This is a genomic window from Streptococcus mitis (assembly GCF_009496205.1).
Taxonomy (GTDB): Bacteria; Bacillota; Bacilli; order Lactobacillales; family Streptococcaceae; genus Streptococcus; species Streptococcus mitis_BN.
This window is the reverse complement of record NZ_WIJO01000091.1, coordinates 1-4537: the sequence shown is the minus strand read 5'-3', so window position 1 is coordinate 4537 and position 4537 is coordinate 1. Positions and strand designations below refer to the sequence as shown.

6 protein-coding genes and 1 other annotated feature are annotated in these 4537 nt (G+C 40.2%); of the genes, 2 read left to right on the top strand and 4 right to left on the bottom strand.

The features are described from left to right. Nucleotides 1–233: 233 nt before the first annotated feature. From rpmA to GEZ85_RS09870, 4 genes are all read right to left on the bottom strand, one after another. Nucleotides 234–527, bottom strand: coding sequence for a 50S ribosomal protein L27 (gene rpmA / locus GEZ85_RS09885; RefSeq protein WP_000916509.1), 294 nt, complete (start codon nt 525–527; stop codon nt 234–236). A 16-nt stretch (nt 528–543) separates the two neighbouring features. After that, complete coding sequence (locus tag GEZ85_RS09880) at nt 544–888, bottom strand: ribosomal-processing cysteine protease Prp (RefSeq protein ID WP_000613699.1); 345 nt, start codon at nt 886–888, stop codon at nt 544–546. 15 nt (nt 889–903) lie between these two features. Next, a complete protein-coding gene (gene rplU, locus GEZ85_RS09875; RefSeq protein ID WP_000109141.1) occupies nt 904–1218 on the bottom strand; it encodes a 50S ribosomal protein L21 in 315 nt (104 codons plus the stop codon). A 36-nt stretch (nt 1219–1254) separates the two neighbouring features. Further along, nucleotides 1255–1342, bottom strand: a sequence feature (ribosomal protein L21 leader region). 58 nt (nt 1343–1400) lie between these two features. Next, a complete protein-coding gene (locus GEZ85_RS09870) occupies nt 1401–2105 on the bottom strand; it encodes a YoaK family protein (protein WP_153210179.1) in 705 nt (234 codons plus the stop codon). A 142-nt stretch (nt 2106–2247) separates the two neighbouring features. Between GEZ85_RS09870 and GEZ85_RS09865 the strand changes: the two genes are divergently transcribed. Beyond that, complete coding sequence (locus GEZ85_RS09865; RefSeq protein ID WP_153210180.1) at nt 2248–3225, top strand: Gfo/Idh/MocA family protein; 978 nt, start codon at nt 2248–2250, stop codon at nt 3223–3225. Further along, nucleotides 3222–4304 carry a DEAD/DEAH box helicase gene (locus GEZ85_RS09860; protein ID WP_153210181.1) on the top strand — a complete coding sequence of 361 codons (1083 nt, stop codon included), beginning with the start codon at nt 3222–3224 and terminating at the stop codon, nt 4302–4304. The genes GEZ85_RS09865 and GEZ85_RS09860 overlap by 4 nt, the downstream gene beginning before the upstream one ends. The last annotated feature ends 233 nt before the right edge of the window (nt 4305–4537 follow it).

Here is a 4537-nt window from a genome sequence, read left to right as displayed (position 1 = left end):
GATTTCGAAACTTTGAAAACTTCAAAAAAAGGATTTTTATCGCTCTAAACATCAAAAAAGAAAGGACGAAATTTGTCCTTTCTCGAGCTTAGCTTTTCTTCAACCCACTACAGTTGACAAAGAGCCCAAAAAAACAGGCTCTCCGAAAACTCGGAAAGCCTTATTTAATGCTATTTCTAGCTTCCTCGCCTTTATATTTTAAGGCTCGGGATAAAAAGGTTCACTAGACCTTTTTATTTAGCGATTGGGTAAACAGAAACTTGTTTTTTATCGCGTCCTTTACGTTCAAAGCGTACTACGCCTTCAACTTTAGCGAACAAAGTATCGTCTCCACCACGTCCAACGTTTACACCTGGGTAGATGTGTGTACCACGTTGACGGTAAAGGATTGATCCACCTGTTACAGTTTGTCCGTCAGCTGCTTTAGCTCCAAGACGTTTTGCTTGTGAATCGCGTCCGTTTGATGTAGAACCTCCACCTTTTTTGTGGGCGAAAAGTTGCAAGTTGTTAAGAGTCATTTTTAACATAATGTTTTCCTCCGTGTTAGTTTTCTGTGATAACTCTGGTTTGGACGAACTCAGAAGAGTTCTCCGATAAGTTTGCCATACCTAAGAAAAATGATTCAAAGAATAACTGGGTCATTTCTCTCTGGTGTGAAGGAAGATCTTTTGGAATCTCAACCATCAGATAGCCACCTTCATCTTCGTTTAATTCTAGGATTGGTTCATAGCCTGCAAATTTTTCAATAGAATTGATAAAGTTAATGGCAAGCGTAGAAACCGATGCACACACGACATCTAAGCCGTATTCGCCACTCTCGGCGTGTCCAGTAATTTCCGCACTCCTCAGCTCGCCATCTTCGGCTCTCTCAAAGACTGCTTGTATCATGTGTTCTCCTTAAAATTAAGCGTTGATTGCGTTGATGACAACTTTTGTATATGGTTGACGGTGACCTTGTTTACGGTGGCTACCTTTTTTAGGTTTGTACTTGTAAGTAACAACTTTCTTTTGTTTTCCTTGTTTTTCAACAGTTCCAACTACAGTAGCTCCAGCAACAAGTGGAGTTCCGACAACAGTGTTTTCACCACCAACAAGAACAACTTCGTTAAAAGTAACTTCTTGACCAGCTTCAACGTTCAATTTTTCAACGTAAACTGCTTGACCAACTTCAACTTTAACTTGTTTTCCGCCAGTTTTGATAATTGCGTATGTGCTCATTATGCACCTCCTATGATTTTTATGGGTTTCCCCGAATTTTTTGTGAAGACTCGCCTAGCATCGTGGGACGAACCACTTAAACTTGAATAATCAAGCAACGATGTTCGTGCGGTTGCACAGGAACGTGCATAGTCAACTCTTCAAGTATAGCATATCTCCTATTTTCTTACAAGTAATAACACCTAAAATGAAGCTTTTTCTTTTACTTTTTTCTGCCAAGAGGCAAAAAGCATGCTAATGTAAAAAATGCTCATCATAATAGGAACACCAAGAATAGTCTTTTCATGATAGAAAATCGTCACATAAGCTGAAAAGACAACACCAAGGACAAAACTACTAAGCAGGCTTACAAAGATAATCCCTTCACGTAAAAAAGGAGTGTGCTTGGTTCGGAAATAATCTCCAAAAGCTAGCATTGTTCGTTTGATATTCCCTGTCATAAAGGCATTATTGTAGGCAATACCCGAAACCTCACCAAAAGCAGTTGTCACCAAGCCCATACAAAAGGCTAAGGGCGGTACTAGATAGATATTATCTACAGTTTGCGGCACAAAACCAATAATTATTGATAAGATTGCCAAAGGAATCAGTGACAGAATTGGCTTTTTCACAATTCTCAATTTTTCCTTATAAATCGTTAGTAAAAAGACCCCCATCATAAAAGCTAGCAAGGTCATTACTTTGGCACTAGCATCTGAAACATTGTGTTGAATGAGCCCCACTGATAGAAAGACGACATTCCCAGTTTGTCCAGCTACAAGAGTATTCCCTCGCACAATAAAAGTATAGGCGTCTACATATCCTGCACAAAAAGTCAAAAAAAGCGCTAGCCTCTTAGACTGACGTGATATTTTTCTTATAGGTAATAACCTCATTTTCCCTCCCATTTCATTTACTCATCTCATTATTGTACCACTTTCTTTGGAAAAGACCTAGTAGCTTATTTGAAATTTTTTACCCTCTGTTGGATAGTCCCGTCTATCTATGTTATAATGAAAGAAGAATTTGAAATCGGAAAAAGGAGTAACTATGCTTAAATTAGGTGTCATCGGAACAGGGGCTATCAGCCACCACTTCATAGAAGCAGCCCATTCCAGTGGAGAATACAAGCTGGTCGCAGTCTATTCTAGAAAACTAGAAACTGCGGCAACCTTTGCTTCTCGCTATCAGAATATCCAACTCTTTAATCAATTAGAGGACTTCTTCAAGAGCTCCTTTGATGTTGTCTATATTGCTAGTCCAAACTCCTTGCATTTTGCTCAGGCAAAAGTTGCATTATCTGCTGGAAAACACGTCATTCTTGAAAAGCCAGCTGTCACTCAACCACAAGAATGGCTGGATTTGGTTCAAACAGCTGAGAAAAATCACTGTTTTATCTTCGAAGCAGCTCGTAATTACCACGAAGAAGCTTTTACTACTATCAAAAACTTTTTAGCAGACAAGCAAATTTTAGGGGCAGATTTCAACTATGCCAAGTATTCTTCCAAAATGCCGGACTTGTTAGCTGGACAGACACCAAATGTCTTTTCAGACCGTTTTGCTGGTGGAGCGCTTATGGATTTGGGGATCTATCCTCTCTACGCTGCCGTTCGTCTCTTTGGAAAAGCTCAAGACGCGACCTATCAGGCTCAACAACTTGACAATAGCATGGACCTGAATGGAGACGGAATCCTCTTATACCCTGACTTTCAAATTCATATAAAAGCTGGGAAAAACATCACTTCCAATCTTCCTTGCGAAATTTATACGACAGATGGAACCTTGACCCTCAACACCATCGAGCATATCCGCTCAGCTATTTTTACAGACCATAAAGGAAATGACATTCATCTTCCTATCCAGCAAGCACCCCACACCATGATTGAGGAAGTCGCTGCATTTGCAAACATGATGAAAGAACCTGACCAATCTCTCTACCAAGACTGGCTGAACGATGCAGCTCATGTCCACCACCTATTTTATACCATGCGCCAGACTGCTGGCATTAGATTTGAGGCAGAAAAATGAAAAACAAACTACCGACTGAATGGCAAGAACTGAGTGACCAACTCGGTTTCCAAGAATTCACTCCCATTCAAACCCAACTATTTGAGCCCCTTCTTGCTGGAGAAAACCTCTTAGGAGTGAGCCCAACAGGAACTGGTAAGACCCTAGCTTACCTCCTGCCAAGTCTTCTCAGACTACAAAAGAAAAAAGCCCAACAACTCTTGATTCTAGCACCAAATACAGAACTTGCTGGACAGATTTTCGAAGTGTGTAAAACATGGGCTGAAGCTATCGGCTTGACTGCCCAACTCTTCTTATCAGGTTCGAGTCAGAAACGCCAGATTGAACGTCTAAAAAAAGGACCAGAAATTCTGATTGGAACTCCTGGCCGTATCTTTGAACTAATTAAATTGAAAAAAATCAAGATGATGAATGTGGAAACCATCATCCTGGATGAATTCGACCAATTGCTAGATGATTCTCAGATTCACTTTGTCGAGAAAATCACTCACTACGCACCGCGTGACCACCAACTCGTCTACATGAGTGCGACGACCAAGTTTAACAAAGAAAAAATTGCGCCTAACACACGTACCATTGATCTTTCTGACCAAAAATTGGACAACATTCAACATTTCTATATGCAGGTGGACCAGCGTCACCGAGTGGATATGCTACGAAAATTGGCTCATGTTGAGGATTTCCGCGGACTAGTCTTTTTTAACAGCCTATCAGACCTTGGGAGTGCCGAGGAAAAACTACAGTATCGTGATATATTGGCTGTTTCCCTCGCTAGCGATGTCAATGTCAAATTTAGAAAAGTCATCTTAGAAAAGTTTAAAGATAAGCAACTAACCCTGCTTCTTGCAACTGACCTTTTGGCTCGTGGGATTGATATCGATAGCCTAGAATGCGTCGTAAACTTTGATGTTCCTAGAGATATTGAAACCTACACTCACCGTGCTGGCCGTACAGGTCGCATGGGTAAAGAAGGTTATGTTATCACTCTCGTCACTCATCCAGAAGAAATCAAAAAACTCAAGAAGTTCGCAAGTGTACGTGAAATTGTCCTAAAAAATCAAGAACTCTATATCAAATAAGGTTAGCTCTCGCCAACCCCTGATTGAAGATAAAGTCCTTAGAGTACAAGTTTCTAAGGACTTTATCTTCAATCTGAGTCTGGGACAAAAGTCTAACCTTAAATATAAAGGCTCTATAATATTTGTAGTGGGTAAATCCCCTATGGATATTATGGAGCCTATTTTGTTGTAGAAAAAAAGTCCCATATCATCTATAATGAAAAGCGACCAAACTATCATTAGAAAGAATCATA